General features: G+C 46.7%; 18 protein-coding genes. 6 read left to right on the plus strand and 12 right to left on the minus strand.

Annotated features, from left to right (window positions below):
- Positions 1–295 precede the first annotated feature (295 nt).
- Both MHM94_RS02200 and MHM94_RS02205 read left to right on the plus strand, forming a co-directional pair.
- Positions 296–3,166 (plus strand): TonB-dependent receptor, encoded by a 2,871-nt coding sequence (locus MHM94_RS02200; protein ID WP_138588509.1) that lies wholly within the window; start codon positions 296–298, stop codon positions 3,164–3,166.
- A 740-nt stretch (positions 3,167–3,906) separates the two neighbouring features.
- On the plus strand, positions 3,907–6,813 hold the full coding sequence (locus MHM94_RS02205; protein WP_045978890.1) for a TonB-dependent receptor: 2,907 nt from the start codon (positions 3,907–3,909) through the stop codon (positions 6,811–6,813).
- Between the two features lie 41 nt (positions 6,814–6,854).
- Here MHM94_RS02205 and MHM94_RS18490 read toward each other — a convergent pair whose 3' ends face one another.
- The 7 genes from MHM94_RS18490 to MHM94_RS02240 form a co-directional block, all read right to left on the minus strand.
- The gene (locus MHM94_RS18490) at positions 6,855–7,598 is read right to left on the minus strand and encodes a (2Fe-2S)-binding protein (RefSeq protein WP_239348334.1); all 744 of its coding nucleotides are present in this window, start codon (positions 7,596–7,598) and stop codon (positions 6,855–6,857) included.
- Positions 7,546–9,942 (minus strand): GNAT family N-acetyltransferase, encoded by a 2,397-nt coding sequence (locus MHM94_RS02215; RefSeq protein WP_235418643.1) that lies wholly within the window; start codon positions 9,940–9,942, stop codon positions 7,546–7,548. The genes MHM94_RS18490 and MHM94_RS02215 overlap by 53 nt, the downstream gene beginning before the upstream one ends.
- A 31-nt stretch (positions 9,943–9,973) precedes the next feature.
- Positions 9,974–11,062: a heparan-alpha-glucosaminide N-acetyltransferase domain-containing protein gene (locus MHM94_RS02220; protein WP_235418644.1), complete on the minus strand. Its 1,089-nt coding sequence runs from the start codon at positions 11,060–11,062 to the stop codon at positions 9,974–9,976.
- A gap of 13 nt (positions 11,063–11,075) precedes the next feature.
- Entirely contained in the window at positions 11,076–12,281 is a 1,206-nt protein-coding gene (locus MHM94_RS02225; protein WP_235418645.1) for an MFS transporter, read from the minus strand.
- Entirely contained in the window at positions 12,278–13,570 is a 1,293-nt protein-coding gene (locus MHM94_RS02230) for a SidA/IucD/PvdA family monooxygenase (protein ID WP_235418646.1), read from the minus strand. The genes MHM94_RS02225 and MHM94_RS02230 overlap by 4 nt, the downstream gene beginning before the upstream one ends.
- Positions 13,563–15,110 (minus strand): aspartate aminotransferase family protein, encoded by a 1,548-nt coding sequence (locus MHM94_RS02235; protein ID WP_235418647.1) that lies wholly within the window; start codon positions 15,108–15,110, stop codon positions 13,563–13,565. Before MHM94_RS02235 ends, MHM94_RS02230 begins: the two co-directional genes overlap by 8 nt.
- A 322-nt stretch (positions 15,111–15,432) precedes the next feature.
- Entirely contained in the window at positions 15,433–15,720 is a 288-nt protein-coding gene (locus MHM94_RS02240) for a hypothetical protein (protein WP_022945058.1), read from the minus strand.
- A gap of 256 nt (positions 15,721–15,976) precedes the next feature.
- On the opposite strand from MHM94_RS02240, the gene MHM94_RS02245 reads away from it, so the two are divergent.
- A complete protein-coding gene (locus MHM94_RS02245; RefSeq protein WP_235418648.1) occupies positions 15,977–16,702 on the plus strand; it encodes a hypothetical protein in 726 nt (241 codons plus the stop codon).
- Positions 16,692–17,159: a hypothetical protein gene (locus tag MHM94_RS02250; RefSeq protein WP_138509262.1), complete on the plus strand. Its 468-nt coding sequence runs from the start codon at positions 16,692–16,694 to the stop codon at positions 17,157–17,159. Before MHM94_RS02245 ends, MHM94_RS02250 begins: the two co-directional genes overlap by 11 nt.
- Here the strand turns inward: MHM94_RS02250 and MHM94_RS02255 are convergent.
- From MHM94_RS02255 to MHM94_RS02265, 3 genes are all read right to left on the minus strand, one after another.
- Positions 17,147–17,323, minus strand: a complete 177-nt coding sequence (locus MHM94_RS02255) for a hypothetical protein (protein ID WP_170269007.1) — start codon at positions 17,321–17,323, stop codon at positions 17,147–17,149. The genes MHM94_RS02250 and MHM94_RS02255 overlap by 13 nt on opposite strands.
- A gap of 122 nt (positions 17,324–17,445) precedes the next feature.
- A complete protein-coding gene (locus MHM94_RS02260; RefSeq protein ID WP_235418649.1) occupies positions 17,446–18,507 on the minus strand; it encodes a hypothetical protein in 1,062 nt (353 codons plus the stop codon).
- Between the two features lie 38 nt (positions 18,508–18,545).
- On the minus strand, positions 18,546–19,349 hold the full coding sequence (locus MHM94_RS02265; protein WP_235418650.1) for a PhzF family phenazine biosynthesis protein: 804 nt from the start codon (positions 19,347–19,349) through the stop codon (positions 18,546–18,548).
- 290 nt (positions 19,350–19,639) lie between these two features.
- Here MHM94_RS02265 and MHM94_RS02270 point away from each other — a divergent pair, with 290 nt between their 5' ends.
- Complete coding sequence (locus MHM94_RS02270) at positions 19,640–19,849, plus strand: hypothetical protein (protein ID WP_235418651.1); 210 nt, start codon at positions 19,640–19,642, stop codon at positions 19,847–19,849.
- Between the two features lie 113 nt (positions 19,850–19,962).
- Positions 19,963–20,385 (plus strand): GNAT family N-acetyltransferase, encoded by a 423-nt coding sequence (locus MHM94_RS02275; protein ID WP_138509267.1) that lies wholly within the window; start codon positions 19,963–19,965, stop codon positions 20,383–20,385.
- Positions 20,386–20,467: 82 nt separating this feature from the next.
- On the opposite strand, the gene MHM94_RS02280 is transcribed toward MHM94_RS02275, so the two are convergent.
- Together MHM94_RS02280 and MHM94_RS02285 are read right to left on the minus strand one after the other, a co-directional pair.
- Complete coding sequence (locus tag MHM94_RS02280) at positions 20,468–20,893, minus strand: hemerythrin domain-containing protein (protein ID WP_235418652.1); 426 nt, start codon at positions 20,891–20,893, stop codon at positions 20,468–20,470.
- Between the two features lie 240 nt (positions 20,894–21,133).
- A complete protein-coding gene (locus tag MHM94_RS02285; RefSeq protein ID WP_235418653.1) occupies positions 21,134–23,197 on the minus strand; it encodes a S9 family peptidase in 2,064 nt (687 codons plus the stop codon).
- Positions 23,198–23,279 lie beyond the last annotated feature (82 nt).

Here is a 23,279-nt window from a genome sequence, read left to right on the forward strand (position 1 = left end):
AGTTTGATGTTGCAAGTCCAGCTTTTGCTTGTTTTTATTCACTTCTGTACATATTTTTTGCAATCAATCATTTTTAAATCTGAATTCTCATTATTATTTTTTTTACAAAAAATTAAATAAAATAAAACAAAAGTGAATTGATGGTATTGTAACCTGCTGTTAATTAAGTTAAATTTTTTGTCTAGAAAAGCTTTTATTTTTATTCCTTTGTGTTACAAAATGTTTTCAGGCTAGGCCCTTTATAGGGGTTATAGTCACATAAAAATAACGAACTTCACTTTTAACAGGGATAACTATGACTTCATTTAGCAAGTTAGCCATTGCTGTAAAATCGGCTGTGGTTTTAGGCGCAGTAGCGCACACGGGTGCTTCATGGGCAGCGGAAGAGGGCGGCCAAAACCAAGAAGTAGAACGTATTCAAGTAACAGGCTCAAAAATTAAACGTATTGGCGAGCTATCACCAACTCCGGTTACGGTTATTAGCGGTGATAATTTGGTTGACGCTGGTATTACCAATGTCGCTGACCTTTTATCTGAAATGCCTAACTCAACAGTAGGTCTGTCCCCAGAAACAACTAACAACAGTGTGTTTGCAAATGGCTTAAACAATACCGACTTACGCGGCTTAGGTACTGAGCGTACATTGGTACTTGTTAATGGTCGACGCTTTGTTGCCGGTGCGCCTGGTAGTAGTGCAGTTGATTTGAACAACATTGCAACTTCTATGATAGCCCGTGTTGAGATTTCAACAGGTGGTGCTTCTGCAGTATATGGTTCCGATGCAGTCGCGGGTGTTGTAAACATTATTACTAAAAAGTCATTCGATGGATTGGAAATCGACGCCTCTACTTCTCAACCTACGCAAGACGGCGGCGAATCATATTACACATCACTTACTTTCGGTGACGAAGGTGAGAATAGTAGCTTTATTGCTAACATTACTTACACCAAAAACGAACAATTACGAGGTGACCAGCGTGACTTCATTCGTAATGGTGTAATCAGCTTAGATCACCCAGATAATGTCGATAACGAAGATGGCATTCCAGGGCGTACTACTTTAGATCGTGAAGGTTCTACATCATTATTTATCTACAGTAAGAATGGTGACTTCTTTGCTAACGATGGTGGCCACTACGCCTTTGGCGATGATGGCTCAATCCGTCCGTTCGCAGCGGAAGGTTTTCTTCCCGCAAGCTCAACACCTGGTAGCCGTAATACTCAATATTATACTGGCGAAGGTGATGGCTATAGCTTCTTAGAGCACAAGTATGTTCGTACGCCACTGGAACGTCTAAATGCGTCGATCAATGTAAACTACGATTTGGCTGAAGATCACTCTATGGCGTTTGAAATGACATATTCAAATACGTCAGCATATGGTGAGTCATCGCCAGCTTTCTTCTACCTAGGTGGCAATAGTACAGATAATGCATTTTTCGATGACCAAACAAAGCAGTTTTTTGCTGATCAAGGTATGGACACGTTCAATGCTTACTACCTAGCTGATTTGTTCGGTCACCGTCAGTACGACCAGAAACGTAGCCTTATTCGTGGTGCGCTAAGCTTCGAAGGCATCATCAATGACGATTGGAGCTATGACGCATATATTACCAAAGGCCATGTTCAGTCAGACACCACTTGGTATGGTGAGCTATTCGAACAACGCTTTAGAGACGCTATTGATGCAGTAGAAATTGATGGCAATATTGTGTGTGCTGAGCGTGATGCAGACGGTGAAGTGATCGGCGCCAAAGCAGGCTGTTCTCCATTGAATATTTGGGGTAAAGGCCTAGCGTCACAAGAAGCGTTAGATTATGTTGGAACCGATGCTACACGCAGAGCCTCAATTGACCAAACTGTGATTGCGGGTACGGTTTCTGGCTACATGTTTGAACTTCCTGCTGGCCCACTTGCTGCGGCTTTCTCAGCCGAGTATCGCGAAGAAAAATCATCTACTTTGCCTGATCCTGCAATGCGTGAGGGGCTTATTTTCAACAACCAATCAGATGCGCTTAAAGGTGAGTTTGACGTAACAGAGCTTGCGGCCGAATTCTCGGTTCCTGTTGTTGTTGATACATTCTTTGCTGATGAAGTGTATTTTGAATTGGCTTACCGCTACATGGATTACTCTTCAACAGGGACTGATAACGCGTGGAAGGTTGGTTTTAACTATGTACTGAACGATGAACTGCGTTTTCGTATTAACCGTTCAAAATCTGTTCGCGCACCGAGTATTTCTGAGCTTTATCAACCTGCCGCGCAGACATTCGCATCTTTTGACGACCCTTGTGAACAGGGTGAAATTGATAACGCCGGTGAATATCGCGAGAACATTGAGCGTAATTGCCGTGCAGCGGGGATCCCTGAGGGTTGGGCTCCATCTAACCTATGGAAGTCAACTAACCACCCAGGCTTTGTCGTAGGTAACACCGAATTAGATAACGAAACAGCAAACGACTGGACTATTGGCTTTATATATACTCCTGAATTTGTTGAAGATCTGTCTATTACAGTGGACTACTGGGAATTCGATATCGAAGAAATGATCGTATCACCAGAAGCGCTTACTGTGGTTAATGGTTGTTATGAGTTTGAAAGCTTAGATAATCCTTACTGCGATTTGATTGAGCGTAACCCAGAAACCCTAGAAATCGATAACTTCTATCAAAAGCCAGTTAATGCGGCAACGAGCTTTATCGCTGGTACCGATGTTGAAATTAACTATGGCTTAGATACAAGTTTTGGTCAGTTTAACTTCCGATTAGTATCTACCTACTTGGACGAGCGTACTCAAAACAACACTGGTAAAGCTGAAGATGAGCGTAGTTACCAAGGCGAATATCATCGTCCTCGCTGGAAAGCTCGTTTCATGACTAACTACTACTGGGAAGATCTAACTGTTGCTCTTGCGGCAAACTATCGTCACGCCACGGTGCTTGATAGAGAGTGGACATCAGAAGATAACGACTATAACGATGTACCTTCTTACACAGAGTGGGATCTAACGGCGCGTTACCAAGTGTTGGACAATCTAGAAGTGCGTGGTGGTGTGTTAAATGTATTCGATCGCACTCCACCTCGTAACCCTGTACTGTATGATGATGGTGAGTTCTACGATCTAGACGGTCGCACTTTAACTGTGGGCTTTAACTATAAGTTCTAATGTAGATTGATAAAAAACTTGGCTCCTAGATTTCAATCTAGGAGCCTTTTTCTATCATCACCTTTCATTTAACGCTTGATAAAGGTGGAGTCAGTTTTTATCTTTTACATTTAAATGGTTTTTACAAGTCTCCTTTCTATTTTTATTCTTTTGTTTTCCCTATTTTGTTGTTACCTGAGCCCAAGCCACAAGTGGACAGCTGGAGCATGTTGTTAAATAGCATTCAAGACTAAGAGCTCATAGGTCAGTGAAAGCCTCGACCAAAATCATGGTGCAAGCTGTGCTGGAAGTCCTTGAAGAATGTTTAGGGAACCTCGCTATTTTAATCACTCCTTTTTAACAATCAGCATTAGAGTTTTTTGTTAATAGCGCATTTTATGTTGCCCTTTGATTTTTTATTTCATTAATTGCAACTGTTTTTTGTTTGTGTGTGCTGTGTTTAGCAGTGAGAATTTCGCCGCAGCTATTTATTAGGAGTGTTTTCGATAAGTTGCGCCTTCTTTATGTCCCTTAAATGACAATGGCATGATTTTAAAGGTTAAAAAATTAAACATAAAATTAAAAAAAATTACACTAGTTTGCATCTTTGCTGTTACAACTTGTTGTTATTTAAGTTAAAAATCTGTCTCTTTAGGCTTCCAATTGTTTTTTTTTGTGATACTAATTGTTCCTGAACCCAGTCCTTTATATGGGTTTCATTCTTAGAAAAATAAACAACTTTCAGTTTACAGGGAATAATTATGACTTCATTTAGCAAGCTTGCGCTGGCGGTCAAATCGGCCGTAGTCATTGGCGCAGTCGCTCACACAAATGCATCATTTGCAGCAGATTCTGATCGCGTACAAGAAGTAGAAAAAATCCAAGTTACGGGGTCTCGAATTGTTAAGCCTAAGCTTTCTCAACCAGCACCTATTGTTACGATTGGCGCTAAAGATATCGCTCAAGCAGGTGTGCCAGATTTAGGTAGTGTACTTGCAGAGCTACCTGCAATTGGTTCGACAGACACGCTCATTGGTAACAATGATAGTAACGAATTTGCGGGTGTTACGTCTGCGGACTTGCGTCGTTTGGGCGCTTCACGGACGTTGGTGTTAGTAAATGGCAAGCGCCACGTGGCAGGTGCGCCAGGTAGTGCACAGGTGGACCTTAACACTATCCCTTCAGCACTGATCGAGCGTGTGGAAGTGATCACCGGTGGTGCTTCTGCGATTTATGGTTCAGACGCCGTCTCTGGCGTTGTAAACATCATCCTTCGTGACGATTATGAAGGCTTTGAATTTAATGGTTCCGTAGGTAACTCTACTGAGGGTGTGGGTACTAAAAACCACTCTTTCAGTGTTACTGGTGGTGCTGAAGTGTTTGACGGCCGTGGTAATGTTACCTTTTTCGCAGGTAAGGACCGTATCGCTGAAGTAATGGCAAATGATATTCGCCAAGTACAGCATTATGGTAGCGTTGCTAACCCAGAAGATACCGGAGAGACAGACGGCATCCCTGACCGTTTAACAGTGCCCAATGTAATGTCAGAGCTTATTAGTGAGCATGGTGTTATTTCTGCAGATGTTAACTGGACTTTCGACGAAAATGGCGTACCGGTACAAATGCCTGAACGTGTGTACTCTTCAAACGGTGCATTTGGTAGCTTCCCTGATGGGTGTCAATACTGCTTCAAGACACAAGATTATGAGAATGTTTATCCTGATTTAGATAAAACAACCGTAGCTTCGTCATTTAGCTTCGATTTCACTGATAATCACGCCTTCTACAGTGACTTTAAATTTGTTCGTTCTGATATCAAACAGCAATTCCAGCCCTCTTTCCGCTTCGGTAACGTGTCTGTAAATGTTCAAGATAACCCTTATTTAGACGAAACCTTACGCCAAGATCTTCTGTCTCAAGGGTATGAAACAATTGGCTTTTCAAAATTCTTTGGTGAGCTTGGTAACCGTAGCGCATCGAATAAGCGAGAGCTTTTCCGTTTTGTTGGTGGCTTCGAAGGTCTATTCACTTTAAGTGAAACTGATTTCTCATACGACACTTACTATGTATTCGGGCGCACCGACAATGTGCGTAATACCTTAAACGATCTTATTCCAGATAACTTCGTTGCCGCGCTTGATTCAGTCATTGATCCGGCTACTGGCGAAGCAGCCTGTCGTAGCCAAGTGGCATCGGCGCAAGGTGATGACTACAGCGACCCTGCAAGTGTAAATGGTGGTGCTTGTGCTCCTTACAACCCATTTGGCTTCAACCAAGCGTCGCAAGCTGCAAAAGACTGGGTGAGTGCTGATGTAACACGTACTGACAAGATTACCCAAGAAGTGATTGGTGGATACATCTCTTTTGACTCTGCAGAGTTCTTCGAGTTGCAAGGTGGACCAATCGGTATCGCAACTGGCTTCGAATACCGTGAGGAGACATCGCAGACAATTACCGATGAATTTGCTAAGGCTGGTTTCCTTACCACCGCTGCCACACCTGATGCATACGGTGAGTATGATGTTACCGAAGGGTTTATTGAAGTAAGCTTACCACTTCTTTCGGGTCTATCTTTCGCGAAAGAGCTGACATTAGATGCAGCATATCGCTCAGCTGATTACTCGCACACGGGTTCAAGCGGTTCTTGGAAAGTAGGTCTACTGTATCAACCAATTGATGATCTTCGCATTCGCGGTACGTATGGCGAAGCAGAACGTGCGCCAAACATCACCGAGGCCTTTGACCCAGTTTCTCCTGGTTTCCAAAATATCTCAGACCCTTGTGATGCAGCGAACATTAACGATAACCCGAATCGTGCCGCGAACTGTGCTGCATTAGGTATTCCTGATGGCTTTGTATCGCAGGACGCAGTGAGTGTTGATATTCTAAGTGGTGGTAACATTGATTTGAAACCAGAGCAATCAACGTCTCTAACCACAGGTATCGTTTGGACACCAAGCTTTGCTGATAATTTCTCAATGACGGTCGACTACTACGACATCGAGATTGAAGATGCAATTCAATTTATCTCAGCAGAGACGGTGGCAGAAAACTGTGTTGATGCAGCAGGCGCACCAGATAGTAACTTCTGTGCTCAGGTTGACCGTAACCCTGAAACCAACGACATTGAACTTATCCGTTCGGGCTATTTAAATGCCGCAGCAATTAAAACCAGTGGTATCGAGGCAGACTTCGATTACCGCACCGACCTTGCTGCTTTTGATGTAGATGGTGAGCTAACCTTTAACTTGTTTGTTAACCACTTACTTGAACTTGAAGAGTTCGAATTCCAAAATCGTCCTGATACCGTGGACGTAGAGGACGGCGAAGTAGGTGATCCACAATGGCAAGGTCGCTTCACTGTCCAGTATAGCTGGCAGGATTTGAACCTGACGTGGACAACTCGTTACACCGACCGTTCGGCTCGCTTCGATGTGTCACCTGAGGGAGATATTGAGGAAGATATCTCACCATCTTATGTTGGCAGCATGATCACACATGATCTATCAGCGCGTTATCAGCTAACAGATAACACCCGCGTTGATTTGGGTCTACGTAACCTAACTGATAAGTTACCACCGGCTTACATTCAAGCAAGCGGCGGTGATGAGGCAATTTACGATGTCGTAGGTCGTCGTTTCTTCGCTAACGTGAACGTTACTTTCTAATATTATTCTACCCTGCTAAAGCCCCTATCTAGGGGCTTTTTTTATGCGCTTTGCTGTGCTTTGCACGTGATAGGGCAGTTCTGACAAGCCTCTTGTGCCTTGAGTTGATAGTGAAGGCAACACGTCATACGTGAGCTTTGATATTGACCCTGTGAGTAGTGAATGGTTTGCCGAAAGCGCGGATAAAAAAGCTGTTGCCAACCTTGATGCGCTTGGTGCAGGTACGCTTCATTGCCGTACCCGCCAGCATGTAGCAGTGCCGAAGTTAACGTGTCACTTAACAGTCGTTGGGCTAACCCTGGGCTTAACCCCGCATACCTTGCGATGTGCTGCTGCCAACCTTGGCTTAGTGTTAACAGCTGAGCATGGCACTGCTGTCTTAATATCTGCTTATCTATGCACTTATCAACATATTGATAAGTCACTGCGCTGAGACCATAAATACTGCCACTGGCGTGCAGCTGCTGTTGCATTACGCCTAATTGAGGTACGCAGTGCAACCCTTCGACACAGGCAACACTCAGGTAAAGCGGTTGCCAGCTAAGCTGCAAAAAGCTATTAACGCTGAGATACGCTGAGCTCAGCTTCTCGGCGCGAGCGTTTAGCCGGCTCAACAACGCCTGCCACGGCTGCCGCTCAAGGTGGTTATTCGCAAACCAGATGTCACCCGGGCGCGGCTCGGCAAACGCCAACAGCGAGCACTGTTGGCGTAATTGCTGTTCAATGGCCTTGTTATGCACGTTCGCTGACATCGGCATAATCGGCAAGCGGATTGCGCAAGTCACCGGCATATTGCATGCTGCTGGCGGGGTCGGCGATATCCACCATCTGTTGGTTATTGCGCAGTTGTAAGCGGTTTAAGCAAGACAATGGGAACGAGGGCGCAAACAAATCATGTTTGGCAAACTTGTCTTGCAGCTCGGGGTGAGCCTGTTGGTAAGCATGAATGCTCTTTGCCACGCAGCACCAAAATGTTGTTTCGCTCACCAGCTTGGCATCGACCATAATCGCTGCCAAATAACGGAAGAAGCAGTCAAACACATCGGTAAGAATAGACAGAACCGCCACCTCTTCAGGTACCTCAATCTTGATCCGACTGATTTCGTCGGCGATGGCCATGTCACTATTCAACACTGCAATCTCTTCACCAATATCCTTGATGAACACCCCAACTGGGATATGATCTTTAAAGCGTAAAATGAGGTTTTCGCCGTGGGGCATAAACACCAAATCGTATTGATAAAAGCAGTGCAACAGAGGCGTCATATAGGCCTGCAGGTAATACGCTAACCAGCGCTGTGGCGAGAGCCCAGACGCTGCAATCTTGGCGCCGATAAAGCTCTGACCTTGGGTGTCAATATGCAGTAAGCTGGCCATGGTCGCTAAGCTTTCGTCGTCATCCATATAATGGCGTGGATTTTCTCGCCACAGTGCCGCCATCATTTTTTTATAGGGGTTATCACCGAGCGCCGGGTGGGTGTAATACTGCTCGTCAAAGCCCAGAGTTGCCACCTCTCGAAGCGGTATAAAGCCACATTGGCGCAGGTAATCATCACCGGCAACTAAATCAAATAACCATTGGTTGATGGCAGGGGTTACTTTCATATACGCGCTGGAAAGACCGCGCATAAAGCCCATATTGAGAATCGATAAGGCTGTTTTCACATAGCATTTATGCGGTTTTGTGATGTTATACAGGGTGCGAATGGATTGCTGTGGTAAGTATTTATCTTGGCTGTAGCCCAAGCATACTATTTGTTTTTGCGCTACGTGGTAGCTGTAAACATGCACCAGCTTATTGAACCACTGCCATGGGTGCATGGGGAATAAATAATAGTCGTCAGGGTTTAGCCCTTGCTCGCCTAGCTGAGCATCGAAGCGTTGTCGCTCGGCGATATCGAGCTCCTGCGTAATTAAGACCTCATAACTATAATCGGCGGTGCTCTTAAAGGTAGTGTGGTGTTTATGACACGCAAGCCAAACAATATTAAATGCGTTGGCCGCCTCAGGCGTGTACTGGTGAAAGTCCTGGGCATTAAAGCCGATGCGGCCATTGTTGGCGATAAAGCTGGGGTGGCCTTGAGTCATCTGCGTTTCAATCACCTGAAAATCAGCCTGTGCTAGTTGGGCACTGCTGAGGCTGTTATTGCGATACTTAAATGCGAAGCCACTGAGGGTACTGGCAAGCTCCTCCAAATAGGTACCCAGCATAGTTTGGGCAATGCCTAATTTATCATTGCACTCTAACACAAAGGCGATGGCGTCTAGGGCCTGGTGTTGCCCAAGGTGTACTTTGGTAATGCTGTGCGGGTCAACCTGCAAATGGTTGAGCGCCATGGCGTGGGCTTGGAAGTGATAACTGTGTCCGCCGAGGGTGCTGAGCACATAACCCGCTGCATCTTGGTCGTAGGTAAAGATGCGCTCATGGTAAAATTCGCTCAGCATTTTTGCGATCAGCAAACGATTGGCGTATTGCCATGACTCATCATCCAAATGTTGGCCACTTAGGCTCGGTGTTATGCGTTGTTTTTCTGGGCTTTGCATTGAGCTATCAAAGCGTTCAGGCAACTGCTTGAGATAATTAAAATGCGCGCGCGTTAAAGTGCCTAGCAGCGCCGTTTTATCACCTAGCTGGATCACCTTGTGATGGCTGAACCCCGCTTTTAAATTAAGGGTATGAATTTTGTGGTTACCGGCATCCGGCTCAACCACCACGCGCTCGCAACCAAGCTCAGTAAACATAAAGTGTAAGACCGACGTCATCACCCCCAGACTAAAGCCGTGTACGGGCAAGTGCGCCGGTGCCAAAAGCAAATGCATGCCCAAGTCACCGCTTTGTAGATTTAAGTGCTGCTCAAGGTTTAGTAACTGCGGTTGATATACCTCGATAAGCGCGCTGGGTTTATCGTTGATCTCGACAATAAAAGCATGCTGCGCTGGGTCGTTATTGAGTGCTTGATAGAAGTCATTAATTTCTTCGGCAGATTGCTGCGTTGCGCCCCAAAAATGGGCTTGCGGATGATGCAACCATTGCACCAACAGGGGTAGGTCGTGTTCAAGATCTAGAGCACGAAAGGTAAGCGTGCCTAACAGTGGATGAGAGTGCGTGTATACAGTATTTTTCGTCATAATTCGTTCTCAATCTGGTTGATAAAGTAGTTCAGTCAATAACTTTATGAGTGTGGGGCTGCGTGGTGGTAGGCTGCCTCTGACGTACAAATAAAAGACGATGAATCGCGAAAGTGAGCAGTAACATCACCGGCATCATCGCGGCGCACTGCCAAGGCGAGAGAGTTTTAAAACCAACCCACGCCATGCCCCAGCACACCAGTACCCATTGCGTAATGTACAAGCTGGTTACATGACGAGAGCAGTAGGTCAACACCGTCATAACCCGTTGTTGCACAGGCCCGTTTTGGCTCAAGTGCAACAGCTTGTCGATAGCCGCGAGTGCGACTAAATTCAGTCCGCTTAAATACAAGGCACCACCGGGGCCAAGATGGAAAAAGTCATTAAAATGAGTGTCTTTATCCCACAGGCACAGCGCGCCGCCGACGATTAGCAACGGCAGGCCAAGATGTAGCGCGCTGCGCGCAAGAGGCCGGCCTTGGCGTAGCCGCGCTGATAGTGCAAGACCAAAAAGCACACACGCCAGCCATGGAAATACCGGGAAGTAGACGTTAAACTGCGCGCCGACAAAAAGATCACCCAGGTAATCCAGCCCAGTCATACCGCTTTGCCAGCCGCGTATCAGCGGCGTCACAAAAGCAACCAGCAAGGCTAAGGCAATATAAAGCCATGGGCTGCGCTTCGGGTGCACCACAAGGCTTAACAACAGCAGCGAGAGCCCAGCCATTTGCAGAATGTCGCCGGTGCCCAGCAAGTACAGGTAGTGCGGGAGTTGTAACGGCGATTGCCAGCCATACGCATTGATAAAGCTCTCAGGTAATACCCCAAGGGCGATAGGGAGCACAAACTTCAGTGCATTCATACCATAGCCCAGCGCGAGTATAGTTACGCCCCGTTTTGCCAAGGCTCGCGGACTATGATGCCGAGAAAGCAATAAGGAAATTCCCATAGCAATAAGGAACGCAGCGGTGCCTTTGCCAAGTAAATGGATAATCTCCCCCAGTAACGATTGCCCCTGGGTATAACTGGAACCGTACATCCACAGCGTATGTACGCAGACCATGATGAGTACACTAAACCCGCGAACAAAGTCGACGGCAGTTAGGCGGTGAGTATTCATGATTGTTTCCTTATTAATGACTCGGTGTGCTGGTTTGCGAAACGCGATTAAATTGCTGTGCTTCGGGGCGCATATAAAGCCCATAAAACACCATCAACGTGAGCACAAAGCCGGCACTGGCAACGAAAAAGGGCAGTGTGTAATTGCCATCACTCACAAGCGAACCGACGAGAAACGAGGCGCTGATCAGCCCTATGTTTTGCATAAAGTGCACCTTGGCAAAGTCGCTGCCATAAAAGCGAGGCTCGCTCAGGGCAAAAAGCACCACCTCAAGGCGTACCGTGACCACAAATAAGCCGATACCGAGTAGCACTCGGCCAAAGATCATCACCGGCCATGCCTGTGCGCCATGCAGTAGCAGCCCGATGCTGGCAAGCAGCATAGCCCAGGCGATGTCTTTGCTATGGTGCGCTTGCGAGCGCGGGCGACGATGATTACGGTACAAGCATGCCAGTGCCACCCAAGCCGGGATGGCAAAAATAAAGCCGGCGAGGATATCGTTATTGAACCCGCTTAGTTGTTGCCAAAAGAGCGTGAAAAACGGGCGCGCCAAAAAGGCACTGAAGTAGACTCCCATGGATACCAGCCCAAGGACGAGCACAAACCGGGGGATGCGTGCCCGCTCAGTGGTACTTTCACCAAGCGCTCGTTGATGCCAAGTGACCGCTAAAACACGAATTAAGTACAGGCACAGCAGCACTTGTACAGCATCGCCAGCCGCCATAATGAGATACAGCGCCCGAGGGTCAAAGCTGTGTAAGACCAGACCACCCAATAACGCCCCGCCAATGCCACCGAAATGCATCAACACACTGAACAGGCCGACGATGCCTAGGTGCTTTTCCTTCTCTTCAAGGCTGAGAACAAAGGGGTAGATAAGTAAATAGCTGGCCTTAAACACCAACATCGTTTGCGAAAGTAGCCAGAATGCGAGGAGATCGGTGGCAAAATAACATGCCACTCCTAATCCTCCGGCAATGATCTGGGTCACCACCCACAAGTGCAGTTCATGAACGCGACGTGCCACCTTAGCCCAGAGCGGGAAGGCGCACATCACGGTGATACAGCAAGTGGCAAGGTAGCTGCCTACGTGCAAGCTGGAGCTGACGTTGAACTCAGTGGCAAAAAACTGCGGATAAAACGGCAGAATCATGGTGTCGCACACCACCGAGATCACCGTAAGCAGTATAAGCGTCGATTTCAGCGCTTGTTGCTTCATACAGGACTCTTTTGTGGTTGCTGAACACTGGCTGGGACGCCAAACTCTTGAAAAGCGATACGCTGTTCAATCTTGTAGGGCTCATGCTTGAGAATGCCGCGAAGGATGCAGCTGTTACGATAACAGGCCATCCCTAAATCTGGGGTGACAAAGCCATGGGTATGGAGCTCAGCATTTTGTACGAATACGCGTTGGCGTTTATCGATACTGTAGTTGCGATTAACGGCGAAACGACCATCGTCGCGCCAACAGAGCTCATCCATTAGGCCGCTGAGAAAATCGGGTAACTGATAATTAAAGCCGGTGGCCATGACCGTTTGCTCGCTGTGCAAGGTGAAGCTACGTTGCTGCTCTAAATGTTTGAATTGCAGGCTCTCTCCTTGGTGTTTAAGGAGTTCGCTGTTAGTAAATAACCGCGCCCGCTGAATACCTTGAACATCAAGCTCATAAAGCTTGTCGTAAATTTGGTTTATCAGCTCACTGTTTATGCCCTTGTAGAGGTTACGCTGATTGGCAAGCAGTTGCTCTTTAGTGGCGTCGTCTAATTGGTAAAAGTAATCGACGTACTCAGGAGAGGTCATCTCCAAGGTTAATTTAGTGTACTCCAAGGGGAAAAAGCGCGGAGCGCGGGTGACCCATTGCAGGTGGTAGTTTTGGTGTTTTATATCACATAATAAGTCATAGAATATTTCTGCGGCACTTTGCCCTGAGCCCACCACGGTAATACTCTTGCTTTGGTTGAGGGCATCGCGACGATACAGATATTCAGTGGCATGACAGACATTGGCTGCATCGGGCTGCACAGCAGGTGGGTAGTACGGCGAAGGACCGGTGCCGAGTACGAGATGGCGACAAAAAAAGCGCTTTTCACCTTCTGGCGTATCAACGGTTAACTGGTAGCAATCTTGGCTATTATCAAATTCGACACGGCGAACGCAGTGGCCAAAGCGCACACTGGGTAACTCACTCGCTGCCCACTGGCAATATTGGTTATATTGTTCACGCAGTAAGAAAAAGCTTTCCCGAATATAGAATTGGTATAATTTTCCCTGCTGCTTGGCATAATTTAGAAAGCTAAAGCGGCTGGTGGGGTCCGCCAAAGTCACCAAGTCCGACATAAAAGGAGTTTGCAAGGTGACGCCGTCGAGCATCAACCCTGGGTGCCAATCAAAGCACTGGCGCTGCTCAAGAAACAAGGCATCCAATTGCTCAATTGGGTCGCTTAAGCAGGCTAGGCTGAGGTTAAAAGGGCCGAGGCCAATAGCGATGAAGTCATACACCTTATTCATAGTTTGTCTCCTTTTCGAATAAGCGCGCTTTGAGGGTGTAGGCGCATGCTTTAATTTCGGCGGCAATGGTCTTAATGTCCTCAATGGCGGTGTTGGGGTTGAGTAGGGTGAATTTGAGGTAATTAATACCCCTGAATTTGGTGCGTGCGATGGCACACTCACCCTGTTTGAATAACTCGTCTTTAATCTGATAATTCAGTGTGTTGAGCTGCTCGTCATCGAGTTGGGGGTCAATAAAACGGAACACCAGCGTGCTTAATTCTGGCTCGTGAACGAGTTCAAATTCTTGATCTTGTTTTAACGTCACAAAGCTACTGCGCGCCAAAGCCATCACACTTGAAAACACGCGGCCAACCTGTTCACTGCCCATAATGCGTAGCGTCAACCACAGCTTCAGAGCGTCAAAACGGCGAGTGGTTTGCAGGCTTTTATCCACTAAATTAGGTGCTGCTTGCGGACAATCACTGAACGGGTTTAAGTAATCAGCGTGATGGGTTAAATGTTGGAATTGCTGTTTATCGGCGACGATAAAGGCGCTGCTGCTCACCGGTTGCAAGAAAGACTTATGGTAATCTAGGGTGACCGAGTCGGCATGCTCAATGCCGCTAAGTAAATGGGTGTAATCATCGGTGGCAAGCAGGCCACAGCCATAGGCGGCATCAACATGCATCCATACTTGCTGTTTTTGACAGCGCTCAGCGATGCTCGCCAAGGGGTCGATTGAGCCAAAATCGGTGGTCCCTGCCGTGGCGATGACTGCAATGGGAATGTCACCTTGTGCTCGGGCTTGGCACATGGCCGCATCGAGCGCATCTAAGTCCATTTTAAAGTGCTTATCAACACTCACTGGTACCACTGCGTTATACCCAAGTCCCAATAGGGCCGCGGATTTTTGAATGCTAAAGTGACTTACTTCTGAGCAGAAAATACGGTAACGCTTGGCTTGTGCGGGCAGGCCATGATCACGTATGACATGGCCATGCAAACGTTTGGCCGCATCGTCTCGCGCCAGTAATAATGCCATGAGGTTGGACTGACTGCCGCCGCTGGTGAAGATGCCATCAGCGTGGCTATCAAAGCCTATTCTTTGCACGCTCCAGTCAATTAGCTTTTGCTCTATTAAGGTACCGCCAGCGCTTTGGTCCCAGGTATCTAACGAAGAATTAATGGCACTGAGCAATTGCTCGGCTATCACCGCAGGGTAGGCGACCGGGCAATTCAAATGCGCTACGTACTTAGGGTGGTGAAAATAGACTGCATGATCTAAGTACAGTACTTTTATTTCATCCAGTGCTTTATCCACGCTATGTAATGGCTGACTTAAATCTATATCGGCAACCAATTGGCTAAGCTGCTGGTGGTTAACACCTGAATGAACCTTTTTAGCACGGCGTATGGCCTGATGGATTAACGACATGGTTTGCATAGAAGCCATCTCGTAATGCAGCAGGTTACTCTCGTTAAAAATATAAGGGTGACTTGGGTCACTATGACTATTGCTAGCTGATTGGCTATCAATCACAGGGGCTAATTGATTCACGACGCAACTCCATTTAAGGTACAAAGATTAGAAACGGGATCGTAATGATAATGGTTATCACTGACAATAATAAAAAAGGACTAATTTAACTTACATTTTTGTTACATGTCTATTATTCATACTCGAATAATGCATCCGCTCTAAAGTAAATCCGGCTATTCAAAGGGGTGACTACCTACCAGGTGCAAGCGAGTAAGGGCTCAAGCAAGGCACTTTGTTCAGGAGAAAGTGATAAAAATTCACGTTGTGTCAGTGTGATCAGCGAGGTAACTGGGGGTAAAGTAGATAGCAGCGCACAGGGCACTGCTACTATTTTTAGAACTTACTGGTGGGGACCTTGTTCGGGCTTGGACTCTGAACCCGATAACACATAACCTGCCACGGTACCGAGTAATGCCGCTAAGGTTTCACTGCCGAAGTCGGTGAGCACGGCAAGGATCAGCAGCGACGGTAAAAACACCATCACTCCCAGTGCTTTTATGGAGTTAGGGCCAAAATCGGCATTGAGTACATGCAGGCGATAAAATGTTAGCGCTATGCCTGAAAGCATGGTAATCACCGCACCGACGATGGCGAGAAAGTGTATCCATGTTAAATCTGCCATTTCCATAGGGCGATATCCTTATTAATTCATGACTGAGTGTTTACATAATGTTAATTGTAAACGAAAACAAAGGGGTATAACAGCTGAACTGCTCTTTTCGCTGCCACTCACGTGCTGATGATTGCGCTTATGCTCACTGTTCACTGATTGGGTGGATTGCTAGCTATGCGTTAAAAGAGCAACCCAGCCACAGTGATATCAAGCAGGCCTTTTTATGATAAAAATGCTTCAATCAAAGATGCAGAGCGTTTAAAGTAATACAGTGAGTAAACAAGGAAGTAATAAGCAAATGCAGTATAGCCAACTATCCAAAGGTGCGCGTCATCATATTAAAGCGGATCTCTTACCTGAACGTGTCGCGCTGCAAACAAAAACGCACCATGTAATTGTGACCTTTCGTTTTTTGTTGCTGTTTTTCTCAATATCAGCGGCCGTGGTCGCGGTTTTTGATGACTCACTGTTTTATGCGGTGGTGGCACCTATTTTATTGATCCCTTGCCTTTTTTGTTGGCTTAAGAGCCAGTATTTGGTGCTCGATGCAGCGAAAGGTCAAGCATATATAGAGTCACGTTTCGCGGGCAGAGCAGGCACTCCCATGCCCATGGGTCATTTGGCAAACGTTAAAATTGTGGTGCAACCTATCCCTAGCATGGTGACGCACTATCAATTTGCGCTATGTGGGCAAAGATATACGCTAGGGACACTTGCTGACACCCAAGCGGCGGCCAGCTTTCTTGCGCAGCACTTCGGCTGCCAACTGAGTGTGAAAGAGAGTGTTACGGCTACGGAGCAAACGATTTCTTTCGGCACTGACAAAAGTGAAGTGAAAGCGGAAACCGTGCAAAACCAGACTACTGATACACCCCCTCGCGTTGGCCGAGAACTGTATTTTTGGGATAAAACGGCGCTCGCTAAGTTTATTTTCGGGCCATTTTTCTTTTTGCTAGTGGTCGGCCTTATTGCCAAGGAGTTACATCGTGTCTTTTAAGCAAATTTCTAATGAATTAGCGGTGCTAAACAAAGGCAGTAAAATCTTCGTTGCTCGGTTTATCGGTGTATTTATTACCTTAATTGGCGCGGCGAATTTGTTCTCAGTGGCCCGTGGTGATATGCCACTGTTTGTCTGGGCATCGGTCACTACACTTGGCCTTATCGGGTTGTTTGGCAGTTATGCGGTGTGGGTTGATAAGCGTAAACAGGCCGTGACTATACGCGCGAAGATGCTGTTTCCAATAAAAACGAAACATATTAAATTTGGTGATATCGAGGCGGTTGTTGTGGATGAACGGATGCTAGACCGTCATGATGCGCGGCTTTTTTTACAACTAACTAACGGCGATCGTTTCAATCTCGCTCCTAAAGGGTTTAAAAAACGTTTGGAACGCGACGGCGAAGACCTCGCGAGGTTTATTGATATCCCCCTGCACGTCACCTACAAGCAGTAATCGCTTAGCACTGGCACTGCGACCGCCATCGCCTTACCGGCTCCCGTGGTATGATACCAGTGCGCTCCTGCGAAAATGGTCAGTAAATGCGCCAGTGCTCCAAGAAAGCTTAATAGCGCAGCAATGACAAAAGCGCGTTTACCTTTATCCTGATGAGTGCTCATACACTAAAACCTCCTCAGTAAGTAGGCTATAAAGCGCTGAGCCAGCGCAATGGCCATCAATAACCCTGCATTGCGGTAATAAACCGTGCTGACTAAAACCTAAGGTTTTCAACTCATCCCTACTAGGGCGGAGATATCCCAGGTGACTGACAGGCTCTGACGCGAAAGCGGTAGCCATAAGGCATACTATCATCCGGCGCAATTTCGACGATTTCGTAGTCGTTAAGCTCCACCGCTTTGACGCTATTCGCTTTTTCGCAGCGAGAGAAACTATCGGCTTCGTAGCTGTATGCGAACATGGCAATAAGGCGCTTGCTACGCTCAAAATAGCCCTTAGTGTGTAAAAACTGCTGGATGTTTTTTGCTGCCTCGGTGTCTCCCTCAACCTGCACTTCGGCGCTGTTGTCGGGTTGTTTTGCGTCCGAGTGTTGGGTGGGCAAATCTTGTTGGATTTTCTTGCTCAGTTGCTGCACCGCTTGCTCTTGACGAGCAGGCGACTCATCGACTAAGGCTTTACCCTCGCTAAAGCTGGCGGTGATATCATCGAGCACAGCCTCAGCAGGTTTGTCATCAACGAAGGAAATGATATTAACAATCACCACACTGGCGAGAAAGAACCGCACCAACGCGGTCATTAATGGCGAATAGCTCTGACTGATAAATTTAATGCGTTGCGAGCCAAAGGGTTTAATAAGCAGCAGTGCGACAATATAAAATGGTAGAAAAAGCTGTAACAACAACAAGGTACATAAGGTGATCCCCAGCGCCCAAGGGGGCAGATACAACAACGTGGCAAAGTTATGGGTGTAGTTGAAGTAGCTGGCCGACACTCCAGTGACTTCATTGACAATGCCACTGGCACTGGCGAGCACAAAGTTTGCGATGGTGGCATAGAACACTAAAATTAGAGCTTTACCTGCCAGTGAGTGCCACAGCTGGTTAAACTTAGGCCAAAACTCTACCACTAAAGCAATAATAGTGATGACAGTGGCCAGCCAGCCTGATTGCAGCACTACTAAGCAGAGAATGGCAAGCAGGTAGAGCTTTTGTGCGCTGCCAAGGTTAAACCAAATCGTCTGGCAACGTTTTAACAGGCGCATTTTATGCGGCTGCCACTGGCTCTGTTGCCGCTGTAAATGTTTATTTGCGCGCCAGCGCGCGACTTTGATACGTCTTAACACCATAGGGTATTATTTACCAAATAAGCGATTGTTGGCCACCGTCAGCTTGCAGCCGTGGCTATATGCAGGGTGCTTTGCGCGTAAAGCACAGCGTAGCCACTGACCAAAACATGCTCTGCATCTAATGAACAAAATAACTCACCGCCACGGATGGATTTTTGCTTTGCGTGAAACTTGGTTTTACCTAGTTGCTCTGCCCAATAGGGAGTGAGTCCAGCATGGATAGAGCCGGTCACAGGGTCTTCATCACCGCCGTTAGCGGGCCAAAAATAGCGGCTGACAAAGTCGCAATCACTGCCTTTGGCGCTCACCACCACATCTCGTGGTGCCAAGGTTTTTAACTGCTCACTGTTACTTTGCAATGAGATCACGTCCTGTTCATCGTCATATATCGCAAAATAGGCCTGCGCGTTGGCCAACACCTGCTTCGGAGGGCGTGATAAACCTGCCAACAACGCCGCAGGAGTCTCTACTGCTTTAGGAGCAAGGTTGGGAAAGCGCATCTCAATACAACCATCATGGTGGCGCCACACCGTTAAATCACCGACCTGCTGAGTGGTAAAGCGTATGGTCTGATGACACTGAAAATATTCAAATAGCACGAAGGCCGAGGCTAAAGTTGCATGACCGCAAAAGTCAATTTCCATCAGCGGTGAAAACCAGCGTATGGCATAATCACCACTTGGGTGAGCAATGATAAATGCGGTTTCCGAGAGGTTATTTTCACTGGCAATTTGCTGCATGAGTGCATCGGATAATGGTGAATCAAGTACCACCACCGCCGCAGAGTTCCCGCCAAACTGCTCACGAGTGAAGGCGTCAATAATGTACATGCAAAGCTGCATAGGCTAAATCACCTAGTTAAAATCGCTGCGTTTAGAGTAATCAGTATATTCAGTGAAGGCAAGCTTAGCTAGCAGCGCCCAAAGCGGTAAAACTGTGCGAAACACACCCGATGCGAAAACCATAAAGTAGCAATCTGGATCTTATTCATCGCTACCGCGTTTAAATTATTAAAGCTAGAACCGTTTGGCTAAATTTGCTATCAATGGCATGAAGGTGGGGCATTTTAGGATGAAGCAACCACACCTGAGCGCTCGGTATTGAGTTTCTAGTCGGCTTAAAGGATTTTGACGTGTATTTTTTAGTATTTCTGGGGCTGGTCGTGCTCGCGATTACTTATTGGGACTATCGCAAGGAGGAAACTGACACCGTATTGCTCCTCGATTGGTGGGTGTGGTTTGACGTATCCAAAGCTCGCTTTCCCCTGTTGTATTGGCTTATCATCGCGCTGCAAAGCGCTGGAGGACTCGCTTTGGTATTGTACGGTTTGATAAACAGCTAATGTGTATACAAAGTCGGTCTCCAAATAAGTGTTCGGTGCACATAGGCGATAGTCGCTATTATCAAAAACTGTCTATGCACAGCTTAAAATCTCGCTGAAATAAGGAAGACATCATGGAAGTTAAATTTCTTGAAAAGGATGCTGATTATAAAGCGGTGCTGGAAGTGTTATTACAGCTTCGCCCGCAGTATTCTTTCGATGCTTTATCTGCGCAAATTGACAAGCAACAACTACATCATTACCAGCTTGTGTATGTGAAATCCTCACAAGGAGTACTTGCTGTGGCAGGGTTCAGTGTTGGTGAAAAACTGGCTTGGGGTAAACATATCTATATTGAGGATTTGGTGACTAATGCGAAGCATCGCTCGCGTGGTGTAGGTCAATTTTTACTGGATTGGTTTAAAACTTATGCGCAGGCTAATAATTGTGAGCAAATTCACTTAGACTCGGGCGTTCAACGCTTTGCTGCACATCGATTCTATCTGCGTGAGGGTTTTAACATCGCCAGCCATCATTTCTCAATGGTGGATGTATAGCAAGGGTAAGTGAGCTTATCGCCTAGCTTGGATAGGGCTGCACCTAGTTTTCTAGATGCAGCGGCGTCATCACTGTTACGGCTTAGTGCATATTCGCATCGTATTTTTGCGCCAAATCGTGTTTTTGTTTATCACTTAAGGCACGCCCAGCTAATTGAAATACCTCTTGTTCTTCTTCATCTAAGTGATGGTGCACTTTGTGGTGTAACTTCTTCGCCGTTGCCAGCCAAGCAGGTGAACTCATATCTGTGCTTTCAAGCTCTTCGATCAATTCGTCAATATCATGATGTTCGGCAATGCTGTGACGCGCTTTTTCTTGAGTTAGGTCTTTAAAAATAAGTGGGTCATAGAAGTAACGCTCCTCAAATTTGGCATGCTCTTGCAGCTCATGTTTGAGTTTTTCCAACAGGCCATGGCGTGTTTTGGTGTCACCGCTGGTCTCGATCAATTTATCAATGAGCTTACGTTGGGTGTTATGGTCATGACGTAGTGCTTCAAATATGGTCATAGTGTCTCCTTTTTACTTTGCTACCAACTACACAGAGCAAGTCAAATGCCACATTTCAAGTTTATGATTAGTAAATGTTTTTTATTTTAAAGAAGTGAGGCAATGTAGCTTTTACAAGTAAAAGTGGAAAATTCACCACACCAAGCCGCCATTTAGGCACGCGGGCGGAAGTCATACAACAGAACGTTAATTGTTAAGATGAAAAAGCCTGCGTGATGCAGGCTTCTCAAGGAGTACAGCTTAGTCCGCTTTGTTGGCGTCTTTAACTGCTTTTAATTTACTGGCGTGGTCAATTTTGTAATCAGGCATATCTTTGTTGCCTTCCATCAGGTAATTATCCATCCAGCGCATTAAGCGCAGGCTGTAATCATACTGGGCAGCGACACGGCGGTTACCATGACCTTCACCTGGGTAGTACACTAAACGAACGTCTTTCCCTTGCACCTTCATGTAGCGATATAGCTCCATAGATTGCGCTGGGTGTACACGGGGATCGTCTTTACCATGCATAATCAATAGCGGTGTTTTAGACTGACCCGCCCAGTAAATTGGGCTACGTTCCAAATACCACTGCCATTTTTCCCATGGGTAAGAGCGTGCATGTACTAAGTACATTTCGTTGGAAATGTCGGTAGTACCGAACTTAGAAAGCTGGTTGGTCACGCCGACAAACATCACACTGGCTGCGAAATGCTCGGTTAATTTAGTGGCGCCCCAGGCTGATGCATAACCACCGTAAGAGCCGCCGGTAATACCAACACGGTCGCTATCGACTAAGCCCATTTTTACCAAGTATTGCTTCATATCGACAAGATCGTCGAACTCTTTGCCAGCGTAGTCATTTTGGCCCAGCTTAGAGTATGCAACGCCTTTACCAGTAGAGCCGCGATAGTTCGGGTAAAAGACCGCATACCCGCGCGCCGCGCCCATTTGTCCTGGATCAGAATAACTGGTTACCCAGCCGTTCTTGTCGTGACTTTCTGGACCACCATGCACGGCCATAATCAGTGGGTAACGCTGACCTTCTTGATAATCCAATGGATATACCAAAACGCCGCCAATCTCTACACCATCGCGCGCTTCAAAGCTAAGCGCTTGCTGTTTGGCAAAACGTTTATCGTTGAGCCATGGGTTTGAGTCGCTTAGGCGCGTTGCCTCATCACCACGGATCATAAATACTTCGTTCGGGTGCTTGGCGGTGTTAGCGCGTAGCGCGATAGTTTTATCCGAATCAGACACGCTCAAACGACTGGCAATAAATTCGCCTTGCTCAATCAAGGTGTCATAGTCCTCATCGCCTACCTCAATTCGCCCAACAAAGGTCTCAGGGCTTACAGCGGCAATAAAGTTGAGGGTGTTTTCGGTATTGGCCCATTCAATATCGGCAATGTGGCCCATAAAGTCAGGTAACCACTCTTTAATCTCGCCACTTTGCGTATCGGCTAAATATAAACGGCCGGTGGCGGGGTCGTGTTTATCTTCGGCGCCTAAAATAGCTACATAACGGCCGTCATGAGAAAGTTCGGCATCGCCTAATTTCCCTTCCGTTTTAAACGACAGCGTAACGGCCTTGCTTTGGACATCAAACAAGTGCCACTGCGACTTCATGTATTTATCATCAATCAATGCCGTCGGCTGAGTTTTGACTAATAATTTGCTGCCATCGTCAGCATAGTTCATGTCGCTAACATAGCCATCAATGTCAATCGCTTCAGGGTCTAGCGGTTTGTCAGCTTTGGCTAGATCAATTAAATGCAGTTGCTTGTTTTTCAGCCCTTGCTCATACACCTCAGCCATAAAGCCTAATTTTTTTAGCTCTTTTTCCGACTTATCTTTGCTTGGCATGGCCAGGATTGCGACTTGCTTGCCTGTTGGGCTAAGTTCGTAGCTGGAGATTGAGCGGCCTTTCAGGGCAAACACTTGCTGAGCTTGACCACCGTCTACCGGAATGTGGTACAAGGCGGTGTGCTTGTCTTCGCCTAGTTTGGCGAGGAAATAGATGTCTTGACCGTCTGCTGACCAGCTAATGCTTTTAATATTTACCTTGCCGGTAATAAAAGGGCGCTCTACGCCTTCGTCATCAACCACATAGAGTTCACTGTAGTTGTAGCCATTTTTATCAACGTACAGCTCGCGTGGTAAAGAGCGCGTAAAGGCAACCTGCTCACCATCTGGACTGATAGCGGTTTGGATCACACTTTTAATTTTCGGAATATCTTCAACGGTAATGGTATCACTGGCCTGGGCCGATAGGCTGGTGCCCATGGCTGTTGCCAGCGCTAACGCTGTTGTCAGTAGTTTCATGTTAGTCCTTCACTTGTTATTAGCTTTGGCTATTGTACAAAAGCAACAAGTGAAAGCCAGTGTTTGCGCTCAAGGTCACACT

Origin of the sequence: Pseudoalteromonas sp. CNAT2-18.1 (assembly GCF_022347865.1) — a bacterium.
Taxonomy (GTDB): domain Bacteria; phylum Pseudomonadota; class Gammaproteobacteria; order Enterobacterales; family Alteromonadaceae; genus Pseudoalteromonas; species Pseudoalteromonas ruthenica.